Consider the following 14679-nt stretch of genomic DNA (forward strand, 5'->3'; position numbering starts at 1 on the left):
ATCCTTGCCGCAGCGTCTCCGGCCGGCAAGGCGCGTTGCCGGTAAAACGACGCGGTTAAATGCAAGTTTAAGTTATCTGCTTCAGAGTGCATCCGCTCCCGCCACGTCCAGCCGGTGAACGTCATGCTGAAGCTGTCGAACATAGGAATCCTGTCAAAGATCGTCGGCGTCGTGCTGATGATCGGCGCGGTCACGGCGGGGAGCGTGTGGTACGCGCATTCACGCATGGACGTGATCGACGCCACTTACGGCACCTTCGTGATGCGCGAGGGCAAGGCGGCCACCAATGCCCGCCGGCTCAACCGTGCGATCTTCGAGCTGAACTACTGGGTCTACCGCGTCATCGCCGAGACCGAGGACGCGCAGATGGATGCGGCCAATGCCGGGTTCGACGCGGCCGTGCCCACCGTGGCGACGGCGATCCAGGCCCTGAAGGTCCAGGCCCCAGCCTTCCTGGACCGGATCGACGCCCAGGCCGCCCGGGTCGAGGCCTTCGTGCGCAACGTGGTCGAGGTGCGCCGCCTCGGCCGGCTCAACCGCAACGCCGAGGCGCTGAACCTCGTGCACCAGGCGGTCGATCCGACCTTCAACGCCCTGATCGGGGCGGGCAACGACCTCGCCGCCGACCTGGAGCGCTACCTGGAAGACGGCACGCGGCGGCTCCATGCTGAGACCGAGGCGACGCGCACCATCCTGGCGGCGGTGAGCGCCGCCGCGATCCTGCTCGGCCTCGCCGGTGCCGCCCTGGTGGCGATCTTCGGCATCACCCGGCCGCTCGCGAGCCTTGTCGGCGTGCTCGACCGCATGGCGCGGGGCGACATCGATGCCGGCATCCGGGAGGCGTCCCGCCGCGACGAGGTCGGCGCGGTCGCCCGGGCGGTCGAGGGCATCAAGGACATGGTCGCCCGCAAGGCTGCCGAGGAGGCGGAGATCCGCCGCCGTGCCGACGAGGCCGCGATTGCCGCGCGCCGCCAGACGATGCTGGAACTCGCCGACGGCTTCCAGGACGCGGTGGGCGGCATCGTCCGGCAGGTCTCGGCCTCGGCGACCGAGCTCCAGGCGACCGCCCAGCAGATGACCGCGACGGCGACGCAGACCGCGAGCCAGTCGACCACCGTGGCGGCCGCCGCCGAGGAGGCGAGCGCCAACGTCAACACCGTGGCCGCCGCGGCCGAAGAACTCGGCGCCTCGGTGCAGGAGATCGGCCGCCAGGTCTCGGGCTCGGCCGAGCTCGCGCAGGCCGCCGTGACGGAGGCCGACCAGACCGGCCAGCTCGTCCAGGCCCTTCGCCAGACCTCGGGCCGGATCGGCGACATGGTCGGGCTGATCTCCTCGATCGCCTCCCAGACCAACCTCCTCGCGCTCAATGCCACGATCGAGGCGGCCCGGGCCGGCGAGGCGGGGCGCGGCTTCGCGGTGGTCGCGGCGGAAGTCAAGGAACTCGCCAACCAGACCGGCCGCGCGACGGAGGAGATCGCGCGCCAGATCGGCGAGGTCCAGGGCGTGACCGACCAGGCGGCGGCGGCGATCGGCGGCATCACCGGGCGGATCCGCGAGATCAACACCGTGGCGGCCTCGATCGCCGCGGCGGTGGAAGAGCAGGGCGCGGCGACCCAGGAGATCGTGCGCAACGTCAACCAGGCGGCGACCGGCGCCGGCGAGGTCACCCACACCATCGCGGGCGTCGCCCAGGCCTCCGAGGAGACCGGCGCCGCGGCGGGCCAGGTCCTGACCTCCTCCACCGAGCTGTCGCGGCAATCCGAGACGCTGGCCGCCGAGGTGCAGCGGTTCCTGGCGACCGTCCGGGCGGCGTGAGGGTGGCCGTTGAGGCGGTTATCGCGCCGCCGCAGGGGCGGGGCTTGCCGGAGGCGCGGGGATGGGGTCGCGGGGCTTCCTGGAGTCCTTCCCCGCGACCTGAAGTGGAGGGCCCGTTCGATCGGGGCGTCGATCAGTCAGGCACGTAGGCCGACACCGGTCGTTGGCGCACGGTTTCCGCTGAGTCCGGTCAGACCAAAATCGAGCGCGTCTCCCCTCTCCCGTTTGGGAGAGGGGCTGGGGGATCGAAGATCCCGCGTGAGGGTGGCTCGGTTTCCGCAAGGGTCCGGAACCGTCGAGCTGCACAGCTCGACACTCGGAGCTTTACAGGGAAGCGCGTCACCCTCACCCCTACCCCTCTCCCAAACCTTGTAGCGATACCGGGCAAGCCCGGCATCACCTGGAGAGGGGATCCCGCGCCTGCTCAAATTCGATCAGAGTAAGCGGAACATTTATTGTCCCGGGTTCCGCTGCGAGGCCCCGGGATAGCCTGGAGAGCTTGCATCCGTCACGATAGTGGAGCGGGCCAAGCGATATCGACGGCCGCGGATGTCGTGACCGGGACCGACGTTGCGTTGCAATGCACCATTAGGGCGGCGTGTATAATAGCGGCTCGACGCTGCCCGATGAACGTGGGCGCTACAACCCGGGCCCGCAGATCGACGATTGGGCCGCGATCTCGGACTTTCGTCGCAAACGCCGCGCTCGTACGCGCTTTCTCCCTCGGGAGCTGCCGGTTCAACAAAAATTTCTTGTCGTGCTACCGGAACCGCCCGGTTGATCCCGTGGCCCCGACCGCCCACGCTCCAGCCTAGAACGATAACGATCTGGGCTGGAAACGATGCCGAGCCACGACCTTGGCCGCGGGGCGGGCCGGGCGCCCTGGGACGCCGACCGGGCGGCCGCGATCGTCGCGTCCCACGCCGGCCGCGAGGGCGCGACGCTGCCGATCCTGCACGCCTTGCAGGACACCTTCGGCTACGTCGATCAGGGGGCCGTGCCGCTGATCGCCGAGGCGCTGAACCTGTCGCGGGCGGAAGTGCACGGCTGCCTGACGTTCTACCACGATTTTCGCGAGGCGCCGGCGGGCCGCCACGTCGTGAAGCTGTGCCGGGCCGAGGCCTGCCAGGCGGTGGGCGCCGACGCCCTGCACGCGGACGTGCTCGCCCGCTACGACGTCGCCTGGCACGGCACCACCCGGGACGGGCGGGTGACGGTGGAGCCGGTCTTCTGCCTCGGGCTCTGCGCCTGCGGCCCGGCGGCCCTCGTCGACGGCGAGCCGGTCGGCCGGCTCGACCTCGACGCCCTGGCGGACGCGCTGACGGAGGCGGCCGCGTGAGCCTCACCCTGTATCTCCCGAAGGATGCCGCGAGCCTGGCGCTCGGCGCCGACCGGGTCGCCAGGGCGCTCGCCCGCGCGGCCGCCGCCCGTGGCCTCGATCTCACGCTGGTGCGCACCGGCTCGCGCGGGATGCTGTGGCTGGAGCCGCTGCTGGAGGTCGCCACGCCCGAGGGGCGCGTCGCCTACGGCCCGGTGCGGCCGGGCGACGTCGACTCCCTGCTCGATGCCGGGCTGGCAGCGGGCGGCGCCCACCCCTTGCGGATCGGTCGCCCGGAGGCGCACCCGTACCTCGCGCGCCAGCAGCGCCTGACTTTCGGCCGCTGCGGGATCGTCGATCCGGCCTCGGTCGAGGATTACCGGGCGCATGGCGGGTATCGCGGGCTGGAGGCCGCGCTGGCGGCAGGGCCCGCCCGCACCGTCGAGGCGGTGAAGGCCTCGGGGCTTCGCGGCCGGGGTGGCGCCGGCTTCCCGACCGGCATCAAGTGGAACACCGTGATGCTGGCCGAGGCGGACCGGAAATACGTGGTCTGCAACGCCGACGAGGGCGATTCCGGCACCTTCGCCGACCGGATGCTGATGGAAGGCGATCCCCTCACGCTGATCGAGGGCATGACCATCGCGGCGGTCGCGGTGGGTGCGACGCGCGGCTACATCTACTGCCGGTCCGAGTACCCGCACGCCTTCGCGGCGCTGGAGACCGCGATCGCCGCGGCCGAGCGGGCGGGTCTCCTCGGCCCGAACGTGATGGGCTCGGGAGCAGCCTTCCACCTCGAAGCGCGCTTGGGCGCCGGCGCCTATATCTGCGGCGAGGAGACCTCCCTCCTCGAGAGCCTGGAGGGCAAGCGCGGCATCGTACGGGCGAAACCTCCGATCCCGGCCCTCAAGGGCCTGTTCGGTCGGCCGACGCTCGTCAACAACGTGCTCTCCTTCGCGGCGATCCCTTGGATCCTGGAGCACGGGGGCGAGGCCTACGCCGCCTACGGCATGGGCCGTTCGCTCGGTACCCTGCCGATCCAGCTCGCCGGCAACGTCAAGCGCGGCGGCCTGATCGAGACCGCCTTCGGGCTCACGCTTCGCCAAGTGATCGAGGAATTCGGCGGCGGCACCGCCTCGGGTCGTCCGGTGCGCGCGGTGCAGGTCGGCGGGCCGCTCGGCGCCTACTTCCCCGAGAGCCTGTTCGATACCCCCCTCGATTACGAGGCCTTCGCGGCGAAGAAGGGTCTCCTCGGCCACGGCGGCATCGTGGTGTTCGACGACACCGTCGATCTGGCGCGCCAGGCCCGTTTCGCCTTCGAGTTCTGCGCCGCGGAATCCTGCGGCAAGTGCACGCCGTGCCGGATCGGCGCCGTGCGCGGCGTGGAGACGATCGACAAGGTGATCGCCGGCGAGTCGCCTCGCGAAAACCTCGCCCTCGTCGCCGACCTCTGCGAGGTCATGACCGACGGCTCGCTCTGCGCCATGGGCGGGCTGACCCCCGTGCCGGTGATGAGCGCGCTCACCCACTTCCCGGAAGATTTTTCCGGCCGCGGCGCCCGGCTGCCGCTGGCCGCCGAGTGAGGACGCAGGCCATGGCCCTCATCCAGGAAATCGACTACGGCACCCCGATCCGCGTCTCCGACGAGAGCGTGACGCTGACGATCGACGGCCGGAGCGTGACCGTGCCCGCCGGCACCTCGGTGATGGCGGCGGCGATGCACGCCGGCACGCAAGTTCCGAAGCTCTGCGCCACCGATTCGCTCGAACCCTTCGGCTCCTGCCGGCTCTGCCTCGTCGAGATCGACGGGCGGCGCGGCACACCGGCCTCCTGCACCACCCCGGCCGAGGCCGGCATGGTGGTGCGCACGCAGTCCGACAAGCTCGCGCGCCTGCGCAAGGGGGTGATGGAGCTCTACATCTCCGACCACCCCCTCGATTGCCTGACCTGCTCGGCCAACGGCGATTGCGAGTTGCAGACCCAGGCCGGCAGGGTGGGTCTGCGCGAGGTGCGCTACGGCTACGACGGCGCCAACCACGTCTCGAAGAATTCCGAGCTGTACCTGCCCAAGGACGAGTCGAATCCGTACTTCGCCTACGACCCGTCGAAGTGCATCGTCTGCAACCGCTGCGTCCGGGCGTGCGAGGAGGTGCAGGGTACCTTCGCGCTGACCATCGCCGGCCGCGGCTTCGACTCGCGGGTGGCGGCCGGTCCGACCGACTTCTTCAATTCCGAGTGCGTCTCCTGCGGCGCCTGCGTGCAGGCCTGCCCGACGGCGACGCTCCAGGAGAAGTCGGTCATCGCCATGGGCCAGCCGGAGCATGCCAAGGTCACGACCTGCGCCTATTGCGGCGTCGGCTGCTCGTTCAAGGCCGAGATGCAGGGCGACCGGGTCGTCCGCATGGTGCCCTACAAGGACGGCAAGGCGAACGAGGGCCATTCCTGCGTCAAGGGCCGCTTCGCCTACGGCTACGCCACCCACCAGGATCGCATCACCACGCCGATGGTGCGCGATAAGATCACCGATCCCTGGCGCGAGGTGTCGTGGGAGGAGGCGATCTCCCACGCCGCCTCCGCCTTCAAGCGCATCCAGGCGCAGTACGGGCGCGATTCGATCGGCGGCATCACCTCGTCGCGCTGCACCAACGAGGAGGCCTACCTCGTTCAGAAGCTGGTGCGGGCGGCGTTCGGCAACAACAACGTCGATACCTGCGCCCGGGTCTGCCACTCGCCGACCGGCTACGGCCTGATGTCGACGCTCGGCACCTCGGCCGGCACCCAGGACTTCAAGTCGGTGGAAGCCTCCGACGTGATCCTCGTGATCGGCGCCAACCCGACCGACGGCCACCCGGTCTTCGGCTCGCGGATGAAGAAGCGCCTGCGCCAGGGCGCCAAGCTGATCGTGATCGATCCGCGCCGGATCGACCTCGTCAAGTCGCCCCATATCCGGGCGGCGCATCATCTCGCGGTCAAGCCCGGCGCCAACGTGGCGGTCGTCAACGCGCTCGCCCACGTCGTCGTGACCGAGGGGCTGATCAACGAGGCCTACGTCCGCGCGCGCTGCGACCTCAAGGATTTCGAGATCTGGGCCCGCTTCATCGCCGACGAGCGCCACGCGCCGGAAGCGGTGCAGGAGCTCACCGGCTGCGATCCGGCCGAGGTGCGGGCGGCGGCGCGGCTCTACGCCAAGGGGGGGGCGGCCGCGATCTATTACGGTCTCGGCGTCACCGAGCACAGCCAGGGCTCGACCATGGTGATGGGCATGGCGAACCTCGCCATGGCCACCGGCAACATCGGCAAGCCGGGCGCCGGCGTGAACCCGCTGCGGGGCCAGAACAACGTCCAGGGCTCCTGCGACATGGGCTCGTTCCCGCACGAGCTGACCGGCTACCGCCACGTCTCGGACGACGCCACCCGCGAGACCTTCGAGGCGCTGTGGGGCGCCGCGCTCTCGCCCGATCCGGGCCTGCGCATCACCAACATGCTCGACGAGGCCGTCGCCGGCACGTTCAAGGGGCTCTACATCCAGGGCGAGGACATCGCCCAGTCCGACCCCGACACCCACCACGTCACCGCCGGCCTCAAGGCGATGGAGTGCATCGTCGTCCAGGACCTGTTCCTGAACGAGACCGCCAAGTACGCCCACGTCTTCCTGCCCGGCGCCTCGTTCCTGGAGAAGGACGGCACCTTCACCAATGCCGAGCGGCGGATCAGCCGGGTGCGCCAGGTGATGGCGCCGATGGGCGGCTACGGCGACTGGGAGGGCACGATGCTGCTCTCCAAGGCGCTGGGCTACCCAATGGCCTATTCGCATCCGTCCGAGATCATGGACGAGATCGCCCGTCTCACCCCGAGCTTTGCCGGCGTCTCCTACGCCAGGCTCGAGGAGCTCGGCTCGATCCAGTGGCCGTGCAACGATGCGGCGCCGCAGGGCACGCCGATGATGCATGTCGACCGCTTCGTGCGGGGGCTGGGCCGGTTCATGCTCACCGAGTTCGTGCCGTCCGACGAGCGCACGACCCGCAAGTTCCCGCTGATCCTGACCACCGGCCGCATCCTGTCGCAGTACAATGTCGGGGCGCAGACGCGGCGCACCGCCAACTCGCTGTGGCACCCGGAAGACGTGCTGGAGATCCATCCCTTCGACGCCGAGAGCCGCGGCATCGTCGACGGCGACCTCGTCGGCCTGGAGAGCCGGTCGGGCGACATCGCGCTCAAGGCCCGGGTCACCGAGCGGATGCAGCCGGGTGTGGTCTACACCACCTTCCACCACGCCAAGACCGGCGCCAACGTCATCACCACCGACTACTCCGACTGGGCGACGAACTGCCCCGAGTACAAGGTGACGGCGGTGCAGGTTCGGCGTACCAACCGGCCCTCCGATTGGCAGGCCCGGTTCTATGAGGAAGACATCTCCCTCACCCGCATCGCACACAACCTCGATGCCGCCGAGTAGCGGCGTCGCGACGAGATCTCCCGCGACGAGCTTTGCCGTCCCGACCCGGGTCGTCGCCTACGGGCGCGGCGAGGAGCGGGACGGAACGCGCCCGCTCGCCGTCGAGATGCCGGTGAACGTGATCTACGGCGACGTTCCCTACGCCGTGATGATGACGACGCCGGCCGACCTCGAGGATTTCGCCTACGGCTTCAGCCTGACCGAAGGCATCGTCGCGGGCGCCGACGAGATCCGCGGCGCGATCGTCGAGGACGGCGAGGGGGGCCTGCGCCTCGTCGTCGACCTCGCCCCGGGGCGCCTGCGCGAGCACCTCGCCCGCAAGCGGGCGCTCTCGGGCCGGACCGGCTGCGGCGTCTGCGGCATCGACGACCTCAAGGACATCCCCCGGGCCGAGCGGCGCGCGACGGAGGGCGTCACGGTCTCGCTCTCGGCCGTCGAGCGGGCGCTGAAGGCCCTCGACGACCTCCAGGTGCTCGGCCGCGAGACCCGGGCGGTTCACGCCGCCGCCTGGGCGACCCGCGACGGCGACGTGCTCGCATTGCGCGAGGATGTCGGGCGTCACAACGCCCTCGACAAGCTGATCGGCGCGCTGCTGAGGGCCGGCGCCGCGCCTGCGGACGGCTTCCTCGTCATCACCAGCCGGTGCTCGTTCGAGATGGTCGAGAAGGCGGCGAGCTTCGGCGCGGCGATCCTGGTGGCGATCTCGGCCCCGACCTCGCTCGCCGTCGAGCGCGCGGCGCTCCACGGCCTGACCCTCGCGGCGATCGCCCGCCACGATACCGTCACCCTGTTCACCGCCCCCGAGCGCCTGACCGTTCCGTGAGTATTTCGCAATGAGCGCCGTCGACCCGAACGAGAAGCTCGTCCGCATGGCGAACCAGATCGCCGCCTTCTTCCGCTCCTACCCGCAGGACGAGGCTGTGGCGGGCATCCACAAGCACGTCACTTCGTTCTGGACCCCGCGGATGCGCGACCAGCTCGTCACCTACTGCTCCGACGACGAGCACGGCCTCGATCCGCTGGCGCTGATGGCGCTCAAGATCGCCCCGAAGGCCCGCAGCCCGATCCGGGACGCGGTGGCGGACCCGCAGGCGCAGGGGTTGGGAGCGAGCGACGCAGGGTAAGGCCGGTCGCCGGACCGCCTTGCAGCCGGACCTGACCTATGGTCATCTGGTCGTGTGATCGAGCGGAAAGCGCCAGGGCGTCACGGCCCCACACCCGGCAAACGGCCGGGTGTCTTAGGGTGAGAGCATCGCCGGTCATGAACCCAGGAGGCGACGATGGGGTGGTTTCGGCCACGCTTTCGCGTTTTGATGTTCTATAAGCGAGTGCGGAGGACCAGCGTGACACTGATCCTCCGCGTACAGCTCGGGTAGTCGGAGCATCAAAAGGGGCGGGGGTAGCAGCCCCCGTCCCACTCCGGGTCTAAATTGTATGGTTCGCTGACCGACAGTCAACACGCCCTGCTCACACGACCTCGCCCGCCCCGTTCGGCAGCCGGATCGCGAAAGTGGATCCCGGCTCCGGCGCGTGGGTCTCGGCGGTCGCCCGTCCGCCATGCAGATCGGCGATCCGCTTGACGATCGACAGCCCTAAGCCCGTCGAGCCCTCGCCCGCCGTGGGCTTGGCGGAGAGGCGCTGGAAGCGGCCGAACAGGCGGCCGATATCCTCCGGCGACAGGCCCGGCCCGTAGTCGCGGACCGCGTAGACCGTCTCGTCGGCCTCCTGCGCTACCGTGACGACGATCTCGGCGCCGGTCGGCGAATACTTGATGGCGTTCGAGATCAGGTTGTCCATCGCCTCGCGCAGGCGCTCGGCGTCGCCGTGGAGCGTGAGGCTGTCGGGGATCTGCGAGCGCAGGGTCTGGCCCTTGGTCTCGGCCAGCGGCGCGTTGGCCTGCGACACCTCGCGGGCGAGGGCCGCGAAATCGACCGGCTCGCGCCGCAGCACGATGTCGAGGGCGTCGGTCATCGCGTCGGCGATCAGAGTCTCGATCATGCCGGTGAGGCGGCGCGCCGTGTCGCGGATATGGCCGATCTGGGCGTGCATCGCTTCCGCCGGCGGCGGTCTGGTCTCGATCATGTCGCCGAGCATCTCGGTCCGGCCGAGGATCACGGCGAGCGGGTTCTTGAGGTCGTGGGCGACCGTGCCCAGGATCTCGGTCTTGAGCTGGTTGGCGCGGCGAAGGTCCGAGCGCTGCATGGCCAGCCGGCGGTTGGCCCGCATCAGCTCGGCGGTGCGCTCCACCACCCGCTGCTCCAGGCCGATATTGGCCCGCTGCAATTGCTCGTAGAGGATCACGTTGTCGAAGGCGACCGACAGGCGCGAGGTGAACAGGCCGATGAGCGCCCGGTCGGTCTCCGACAGCGAGCGGTCGGCCTTGAGGAGGGCGACGATCTCGCTGCCGCTCGCAGTGTGGACGTAGAGGGTCGACCAGCGGTCGCCGAAGGTGTGGCGCCGCTCGGCGAAGGCCTGGGCGACGATCGTCCGCACATCGTCGTCGAGGGGCCGCTGCCCGTCGCCGGCGAGGTGCTGGTAGCAGCCGGAGCCCGCGAGCACGCTCACCGCGTCCTGCGGGCCGGATTGCTCGCGCAGGACCAGGATGCCCTCGCAGGCGACGTTGAGGAGCGAGGAGACCTGGGTCAGCACGCCCTCGGCCAGCCGCTGCATCGACTTGTAGTCGAGCAGCATCGGGGCGGCGTCGATGATGATCTCGAGCCCGCGCCGGGTCTCCTCCAGGCGCTTGAGTTGCTGGTAGGCGCGGAGCGCCGCGGTCAGGCTGGTGAACAGCTTGTCGGCGGTGAGCTCGGTTTTCGCCTTGTAGTCGTTGATGTCGTAGTCGACGATGACGCGCCGCTCCGGCGCCTGGCCGGGCTGGCCGGTGCGCAGGATGATGCGCACGGTGTCGTCCTTCAATTCGCGCCGGACGAAGTCGACGAGGCGCAGGCCCGCGTCGTCGGTCTCCATCACGACGTCGAGCAGGATCACCGCCATGCCGCGCCGGGCCGAGAGCAGGGAGCGAGCCTCGGCCGCCGAGTAGGCCGAGATCAGCTCGAGGCCGGCCCCGTCTAGCCCGTAGCCGGCGAGGGCGAAGCGGGTGCCCTCGTGCACCGCGGGGTCGTCGTCGACCACCATCACCGGCCAGGCGGCGGCTTGCATGTCCGCGCCGGGCTCGTCGTCCGGCAGCAGGAAGAGGATGTCGTCGTCGCTCATGATCGTCCGTGCGCGCGGCCCCGGCCGTGCCGGCGGCGTGCGAAGCTTCGCGCCGGCATCCTGGCCGGGGGAACGCGAAACGACAAGGTCGCGACAGACGAAGGACCCTGCTCCACCGTCATTCGTCGCGCGCCGTTCCATCGACGAAAGGACGCCGGGGGGAATGACCGGGCCCTCGCCGGGGCGAGGACTCGGTGCGCCGGGTGCGCGAGAGCACATCCCGCGCGACGACGACGACCACGTAATGATGATGCAACAGAGCCCGCCTACAAGCGCCACGCTTGCAGAAAAGGGAGGCACGCCATGCTTCACGTGGTCCCGGAACATGTCGGCGCGATCGCCGCTCCGCTGTCCGACGATGCGCCCTGGCAGCGCGATCTCGACGCCCTCGACGCGCTGCTCCAGGATTCGCGCCCGCAGCGTCCGAGCCGGGCGCAGATCGCCGCGCTGATCGAGGCCGAGGCGCCGGGCGCCCTCTCGGCCGCCTCGCGCGCCCGGATCGCCGAGCGGCTCGCCCGCATCCTCGGCTGAGGCCGGCGATGGCGACCGGGCACGATGATCTGAGGACAAATTCCCCGCCGCATCCCGGCCCCCGGCACGGCACGTGGACGGAAGGCGCCCGGCACGGCATTGTCGTCACTGGCGTTCCGGTCTCGCGGGACCGCCGCGGCACGGGGGTGCGGGATGACGAGGCGGGGACGCGGGCGCGCTGTCCGCCCGGGGGAGCCATGATGACCGGTGCCGCCCCGCACGTCGTCGTGGTCGACGACGAGCCCGATGCCCGCGCCATGGTGGGCGACTACCTGCGGATGCACGGGTTCGAGGTCAGCCTGTGCGACGGCGGCCGCGCCCTGCGCCGCCGCCTCGCCGAGATCGCCCCGGACCTCATCGTCCTCGACCTCAACATGCCGGAGGAGGACGGGCTGTCGATCGTGCGCGACCTCAAGGGCCGCTCGACGATCCCGATCATCATGCTCACCGCCACCGCGAGCCCGATCGACCGGGTGGTCGGCCTCGAGCTCGGTGCCGACGATTACCTGCCCAAGCCCTGCGAGCTGCGCGAGCTCGTGGCCCGCATCCGCTCGGTGCTGCGCCGGGCGGCGCAGGCCCGCGGCGCCGCGCCCGAGCCGGCCCCGCACGGGACACAGCAGGGAGCCCAGCCTCCGGCGAGGCAGGAGAACGGGGTCCGATTCGGCCGCATGATCGTCGATACCGAGACGCTGCGCCTGCGCGACGAGGCCGGCACCGAGCAGATCCTGACCCGCTCCGAATACGCCCTGCTCAAGGCCTTCCTCGACAACCCTAAGCGCGTGCTGACCCGCGAGCGCCTGCTCGACCTGGCGGATGCCCGCGACCCGGAGGCGTTCGATCGGGCGATCGACGTGCGGATCAACCGCATCCGCAAGAAGGTCGAACCCGACCCGGCCAACCCGCGTTTCATCAAGACCGTGCGGGGCATGGGCTACGTTTTCCGCCCCGACGGCGATTGAGGAAGGCCCTGCCGCACGGCAGGGTTTCGCGGCCCGGGGCTTGATGAACCGGGGGCGCCGCTCCACGCTATGGCGGGAGAGCGACGTCGCGCCGGGATTGCCGTCGCGCTATGAGCATGGCGTGGAGATTCGTTCGCCCATCGCCGCTGCCGAGGAGAAGGCCGTTGTCGTCCAGCCCCGCTCCCACCCTGTCCGGGGCCGATCCGGTCGCCGGCACCGTCGATCCGGTCTGGCGGCGGCTGCGCCAGGAGGCCGAGGCCGTGATGCGCGACGAGCCGCGCCTGGCCTCGTTCCTGTTCGCGAGCGTCCTCAACCATTCCACCCTCGAATCGGCGGTGTCGCACCGCGTCGCCTCGCGGCTCGGCCATCCGGCGCTGACCGCCGACCTGATCGCCCAGAGCTTCGGCGAGGCGGTGGCCGACGATCCCGGCATCGGCCAGGCCTTCCGGGCCGATATCGGCGCGGTGATCGATCGCGACCCGGCCGCCGGCCGGGCGATCGAGCCGGTGCTGTATTTCAAGGGCTTCCACGCCATCCAGGCCCACCGCCTCGGCCACTGGCTCTGGACCCGCGGCCGGCGCGACCTCGCGCTTTACCTCCAGAGCCGCTCGTCGGAAGTCTTCCAGACCGACATCCACCCGGCAGCGCGGATCGGCCGCGGCATCTTCCTCGACCACGCCACCGGCCTCGTCGTCGGCTCGACCGCGGTGATCGAGGACGAGGTCTCGATGCTGCACGACGTGACCCTCGGCGGCACCGGCAAGCACGGCGGCGACCGCCACCCGAAGATCCGCCAGGGCGTGATGATCGGCGCCGGCGCCAAAATCCTCGGCAACATCGAGGTCGGGGCCCGCGCCCGGGTCGCCGCCGGGTCGGTGGTACTCCAGGCGGTGCCGCCCTGCACCACGGTGGTCGGCGTGCCGGCCCGCGTCGTCGGCTCGGCCGGCTGCTCCGATCCGGCGCGCGCGATGGACCAGTTCATCCACCTGATGGACGGGATCTGACCGCCCGGGTCGCCGCCGCCTTGCCCGCCCGGCCCCGCCGTGGCAAGGCGGGGGCCCTACGGCCCGAGCCCCCCGTGGACCGCCCGCGCGGAACGCCCGGTGGTGAAGGGCCGTCGCATCCCGAGCCCGCCTGCGGCTCTCGGGTCCTCGTTGAAGGCAGCCCGTGCCCGCGCCTTTCGTCGGGCGCGGTCGCGGCCAAGCGCGTGAAGAGGCCAGCGTGAACAAGACCGAGATGACGAAGGTGGAGGGCTACCTTCGCCGCACTTTCGCCAACCACAACATCCGGCTCGTTGCCCGTCCCAAGAAGACGGACTCGGCCGAGGTCTATATCGGCGAGGAATTCGTCGGCGTCCTGTCGGTCGACGACGAGGACGGCGACCGCTCGTTCAACTTCTCGATGGCGATCCTCGACACCGACCTGGACGAGTAGGTTCAGGTCTCAAGGGCTGGGGCCGAACAGGCGCTCCAGCCCGGCGAGGCCGGCGCTCCAGGAGGGGAGCCGGTCGGCCGAGAAGCGCAGGCGCAGGCTCACGCCGCCGATCCGGATCTCGCTGAGGCAGGCGGCGTCCGGCTCCGGTACCTGACCGGTCACGCAGCGCGCCGCGAACCGGCTGCCTTCTCCTTGCGCCAGATACAGGTCCTCGCCCTCGAACGGCGTGCCGGCCCGGAAGCGCCGGCGCATCAGGCCGTCGCCGAGCGGCTGCGCCTCCGCGGTCAGGAAGCGGGCGTAGCGCCGGGCCGGGCTCAAGGGGCTTTCCGTCTCCGACGCCCGGGTCGCGGTCACCCGCATCAGGCCGGGCAGGGCGCTGCCGGTCAGCTCGGTCCACGGGATCGCGAGGTCGATTCGCTCCGGCGTCGCCTCGGCGACGGCACCGGGCCGCACGATCCAGGCGGCTGGCACCACCAGGGGCCGGGCGGCGAGGGTGCTCACCACCACTGGCCCGGCCGGCGCCATCGGCCGGGCGAGCCAAGCGGCGACGACGCCCGTGAGCGCGAGGGATCCGGCGAGCCCGAGGGCCGCCGCCAGGAACAGGCGCCGGTCGACCGGATGGCCGGCGACGGGCGAGACGGCCGGACGGCCGGCCTGCGCCGCGTGACTCACGTCCCGTTCGAGCCGCGCCACGGTGGCGCTCAGTGCAGGCCCCATGGCGCCCGCCTCCGATTCGTTCGATCGATGCCCGGAGCGGGCATCTCCCGGAACGTTCGGCCTCGATCGTTAACGGCTGCTTACCGAGACCCGGTCGAGGGGTGAATTTCCGTGACATGGGCGCCCCATGCCGAGGGAAATCCCGCAACGGGACCGGCCTCAAAGAGCTGTGGATAACGAAAAATTAACCATAACCCGAAATCGCGCCTGGCGCAGGGTGGGACGAACGCGCCTGCCGG

Annotated in this window: 12 protein-coding genes; 10 read left to right on the top strand and 2 right to left on the bottom strand. The window is 70.6% G+C overall.

Annotation, left to right across the window (positions count from 1 at the left end; genetic code table 11):
* The first annotated feature begins 123 nt into the window (after positions 1-123).
* From ACS5PV_RS27495 to ACS5PV_RS27520, 6 genes are all read left to right on the top strand, one after another.
* Positions 124-1815 carry a methyl-accepting chemotaxis protein gene (locus tag ACS5PV_RS27495; protein WP_455398512.1) on the top strand — a complete coding sequence of 564 codons (1692 nt, stop codon included), beginning with the start codon at positions 124-126 and terminating at the stop codon, positions 1813-1815.
* An 841-nt stretch (positions 1816-2656) separates the two neighbouring features.
* Complete coding sequence (locus tag ACS5PV_RS27500) at positions 2657-3154, top strand: formate dehydrogenase subunit gamma (protein WP_455398513.1); 498 nt, start codon at positions 2657-2659, stop codon at positions 3152-3154.
* Positions 3151-4713, top strand: a complete 1563-nt coding sequence (locus tag ACS5PV_RS27505; RefSeq protein ID WP_455398514.1) for a formate dehydrogenase beta subunit — start codon at positions 3151-3153, stop codon at positions 4711-4713. Before ACS5PV_RS27500 ends, ACS5PV_RS27505 begins: the two co-directional genes overlap by 4 nt.
* 11 nt (positions 4714-4724) lie before the next feature.
* The gene (gene fdhF, locus ACS5PV_RS27510; RefSeq protein ID WP_455398515.1) at positions 4725-7586 is read left to right on the top strand and encodes a formate dehydrogenase subunit alpha; all 2862 of its coding nucleotides are present in this window, start codon (positions 4725-4727) and stop codon (positions 7584-7586) included.
* Positions 7573-8409, top strand: coding sequence for a formate dehydrogenase accessory sulfurtransferase FdhD (gene fdhD, locus ACS5PV_RS27515; protein ID WP_455398516.1), 837 nt, complete (start codon positions 7573-7575; stop codon positions 8407-8409). Before fdhF ends, fdhD begins: the two co-directional genes overlap by 14 nt.
* Positions 8410-8419: 10 nt before the next feature.
* Complete coding sequence (locus tag ACS5PV_RS27520; RefSeq protein WP_455398517.1) at positions 8420-8710, top strand: formate dehydrogenase subunit delta; 291 nt, start codon at positions 8420-8422, stop codon at positions 8708-8710.
* A gap of 343 nt (positions 8711-9053) precedes the next feature.
* Here the strand turns inward: ACS5PV_RS27520 and ACS5PV_RS27525 are convergent, their stop codons facing one another.
* Entirely contained in the window at positions 9054-10799 is a 1746-nt protein-coding gene (locus ACS5PV_RS27525; protein WP_455398518.1) for an ATP-binding response regulator, read from the bottom strand.
* A 303-nt stretch (positions 10800-11102) separates the two neighbouring features.
* Here ACS5PV_RS27525 and ACS5PV_RS27530 point away from each other — a divergent pair, with 303 nt between their 5' ends.
* The 4 genes from ACS5PV_RS27530 (at position 11103) to ACS5PV_RS27545 (ending at position 13723) form a co-directional block, all read left to right on the top strand.
* Complete coding sequence (locus ACS5PV_RS27530; RefSeq protein WP_455398519.1) at positions 11103-11330, top strand: hypothetical protein; 228 nt, start codon at positions 11103-11105, stop codon at positions 11328-11330.
* Positions 11331-11530: 200 nt separating this feature from the next.
* On the top strand, positions 11531-12289 hold the full coding sequence (locus tag ACS5PV_RS27535) for a response regulator (RefSeq protein WP_455398520.1): 759 nt from the start codon (positions 11531-11533) through the stop codon (positions 12287-12289).
* 164 nt (positions 12290-12453) lie between these two features.
* Positions 12454-13293: a serine O-acetyltransferase gene (gene cysE, locus ACS5PV_RS27540; RefSeq protein ID WP_455398521.1), complete on the top strand. Its 840-nt coding sequence runs from the start codon at positions 12454-12456 to the stop codon at positions 13291-13293.
* 232 nt (positions 13294-13525) lie between these two features.
* Complete coding sequence (locus ACS5PV_RS27545) at positions 13526-13723, top strand: DUF3126 family protein (RefSeq protein ID WP_210344710.1); 198 nt, start codon at positions 13526-13528, stop codon at positions 13721-13723.
* Positions 13724-13732: 9 nt separating this feature from the next.
* Here the strand turns inward: ACS5PV_RS27545 and ACS5PV_RS27550 are convergent, their stop codons facing one another.
* Entirely contained in the window at positions 13733-14440 is a 708-nt protein-coding gene (locus ACS5PV_RS27550) for a hypothetical protein (protein ID WP_455398522.1), read from the bottom strand.
* Positions 14441-14679: the final 239 nt, after the last annotated feature.

The sequence above is a fragment of the Methylobacterium sp. Gmos1 genome, assembly GCF_053764715.1.

What these genes read in the sequence shown, in the direction of transcription:
- ACS5PV_RS27535 (WP_455398520.1), top strand. Translation starts at nt 11,531, where the DNA reads ATGACCGGTGCCGCCCCGCACGTCGTCGTGGTCGACGACGAGCCCGAT.
- ACS5PV_RS27495 (WP_455398512.1), top strand. Translation starts at nt 124, where the DNA reads ATGCTGAAGCTGTCGAACATAGGAATCCTGTCAAAGATCGTCGGCGTC.
- ACS5PV_RS27520 (WP_455398517.1), top strand. Translation starts at nt 8,420, where the DNA reads ATGAGCGCCGTCGACCCGAACGAGAAGCTCGTCCGCATGGCGAACCAG.
- fdhF (WP_455398515.1), top strand. Translation starts at nt 4,725, where the DNA reads ATGGCCCTCATCCAGGAAATCGACTACGGCACCCCGATCCGCGTCTCC.
- fdhD (WP_455398516.1), top strand. Translation starts at nt 7,573, where the DNA reads ATGCCGCCGAGTAGCGGCGTCGCGACGAGATCTCCCGCGACGAGCTTT.
- ACS5PV_RS27500 (WP_455398513.1), top strand. Translation starts at nt 2,657, where the DNA reads ATGCCGAGCCACGACCTTGGCCGCGGGGCGGGCCGGGCGCCCTGGGAC.
- ACS5PV_RS27525 (WP_455398518.1), bottom strand. Translation starts at nt 10,799, where the DNA reads ATGAGCGACGACGACATCCTCTTCCTGCTGCCGGACGACGAGCCCGGC.
- ACS5PV_RS27550 (WP_455398522.1), bottom strand. Translation starts at nt 14,440, where the DNA reads ATGGGGCCTGCACTGAGCGCCACCGTGGCGCGGCTCGAACGGGACGTG.
- ACS5PV_RS27545 (WP_210344710.1), top strand. Translation starts at nt 13,526, where the DNA reads ATGACGAAGGTGGAGGGCTACCTTCGCCGCACTTTCGCCAACCACAAC.
- ACS5PV_RS27530 (WP_455398519.1), top strand. Translation starts at nt 11,103, where the DNA reads ATGCTTCACGTGGTCCCGGAACATGTCGGCGCGATCGCCGCTCCGCTG.